The sequence below is a fragment of the Mesorhizobium sp. M7A.F.Ca.MR.362.00.0.0 genome (genome assembly GCF_004023175.1).
Lineage (GTDB): Bacteria > Pseudomonadota > Alphaproteobacteria > Rhizobiales > Rhizobiaceae > Mesorhizobium.
On record NZ_RZTF01000655.1, the window covers coordinates 1 to 1,996 of the forward strand.

At 64.5% G+C, this 1,996-nt stretch carries 3 protein-coding genes; all 3 read right to left on the reverse strand.

Features of this window, described 5'->3' with window-relative positions; translation table 11 throughout:
* A partial coding sequence (locus tag EOC06_RS36470; RefSeq protein WP_128310061.1) for a phosphatidate cytidylyltransferase occupies positions 1 to 834 on the reverse strand: 834 nt, incomplete at its 3' end.
* Positions 834 to 1,496, reverse strand: coding sequence for a 1-acyl-sn-glycerol-3-phosphate acyltransferase (locus EOC06_RS36475; protein ID WP_127267052.1), 663 nt, complete (start codon positions 1,494 to 1,496; stop codon positions 834 to 836). The genes EOC06_RS36470 and EOC06_RS36475, both read right to left, overlap by 1 nt.
* Positions 1,493 to 1,996, reverse strand: a 504-nt coding sequence (locus EOC06_RS36480; RefSeq protein WP_245470392.1) for a hypothetical protein, incomplete at its 5' end; no start/stop codon positions are given. The genes EOC06_RS36475 and EOC06_RS36480, both read right to left, overlap by 4 nt.

Below are 1,996 nucleotides of genomic sequence, written 5' to 3' on the forward strand. Positions count from 1 at the left end.
GCCCCAGTCCTTGACGCCCTGATCGCGCTTGATGGCCGAGGCGACCAGCCCGCCGAGAAATCCCATCGAGCAGGCGACGAAGGCCACGGCTGCTGCCTGCAGCGGCGAGAAGGGTGTCACGAACGATAGCAGCGCGCCGAGCAGGCTCGCCGACACCAGTCCGCCGATCAGCCCTTCCCAGGTTTTCGACGGCGAGACGTTCGGCGAAAAACGGTGTTTTCCAAACAGCTTGCCGAAGATGTATTGCAGCACGTCGCTGCCTTGCACGACGATGATCAGGAACGCGATCAGCAGCAGGGTGCGGCCTTCGAAGCCCGGCACCTCGAGTGTCAGCAGGGCAGGGACATGGCTGACGCAATAGACCGAGATCATCACCGCCCATTGCTGCGCGGCGATGCGCTCGAGGAAGCGTTCGGTGTCGCCATGCAGCGCCGTGATGGCCGGCATCAGCAGGAAGCAATAGACCGGAATGAAAATGACGAAGAGCCCGTACCAGGCGGTCCACACCAGCCAATATTGAAACGGTATGATGATGCCGAACATGCCGAGCAGCACCCAATGGTCGCTGCGGCGGGTGTGCGTCAGCGTCACGAATTCGCGCAGCGCGGCGAAGGAGATCAGAGCGAACAGGATGGTCATCCCGTAACGCCCGAAGAAGAAGGCGACCGTCATCAGCGCCACCATCACCCACCAGGCGTTGATCCGCTGGCTGAGATTGACCAGCGTCGAACTGAGCGGCTTCGGCGCTCGCGCCGAAAGTATGGTCGCGACGATGCTGGCGGTGGTCAAAACCGCCAGCAGGCCGATGATCAGGATGGAGATTTCGTGGCGCATCAATCGTCTCGCTCGGGACGCGGGTTGAGCGCCAGAAGCGCGGCGTGGGCGCGTTCGAGGAAGGCGCGGCGTTCTTCGCCCGGACCGATCGCCACCGGTGCGCCGAAGACGACGCGGCACAGCAGCGGCACCGGCAGGAACTGGCCCTTGGGCAGCACGCGCGACATGTTCTCGATCCAGCACGGGATCAGCTCGACCTGAGGCCGCGCCGTCGACAGATTGTAGAGCCCGGAGCGGAATGCCAGCAGCGGCTCTTCGGTCATGTTGCGTGTGCCTTCGGGAAACAGGATCAGCGAGTGGCCCTGGTCGAGAACCGACAGCATGATCTCGATCGGGTTTTCCTCAGGTCTCGTCCACTGCCGGTTGATGAGCACCGACGACAGCATGTCCTGCGCGATGAAGCGGCGCAGCCGCGACTTCCCCCAATATTCGCCTGCGGCAACAGCATGGGTGATCGCGCGCTCGCTTTCGCTGAGACAGGCCGACAGCAGGATAAAGTCCCCATGGCTGGTGTGGTTGGCGAAATAGATGCGCTGGCGGTCGGAGGGCAGGCTGCCGTTCCAGATCGGACGCACGCCCGTCACCATCCGGGCCAGCGCCGAGAGGCCGACGGAGGTTACCGTCTGCAGCAAGGTGAAGGTCTTGAGCGAAAGCCTGTTCATCGCGGCGCCCAAAACCCTGACGCCAGAAGTGCCGCGGCAAACAGAGCCAGGGCGGCGCGCTGCTTGAACAGCAGGCGACGCGTGCCAGCAATGCGGTCATCGAGCGAGCGTGTCGCGGGCGGGGCCGTTTTCAGGCGCATGCGCGCCAGCATGTCGTCCACCGCGGCACCGCCGGAAGCTTCGTCATCATGGCCAGCCATGACCCGGAACAACAGGGCGTCGAATGCCAGCAATGCCGACAGCGCCAGAACGGCGACAGCGCTCGCGGCTGTGATCGACAGCGCAACGGCCGCCGGCAAAGTCTCGAAGCCGCCGCGCGTCGAGGCAGCCAGCGGCGCAAGGATATTTGCCGCCACCACGATTGCGGCCGGCCACGCTGCCTGCCGCATCAGCATGCCGGCGAAGCGGTCGGTGCGGTCCTGATAGGCATTGCCGGTCATGACGCCGGATCCGTGGCTTTTGCGAGATGAACCGGCCGGCCGAGGGCCGCGAGCATTTCG

Excerpts from the sequence above, each read along its gene's own strand:
- EOC06_RS36475 (WP_127267052.1), bottom strand. The coding sequence starts at position 1,496 with ATGAACAGGCTTTCGCTCAAGACCTTCACCTTGCTGCAGACGGTAACC.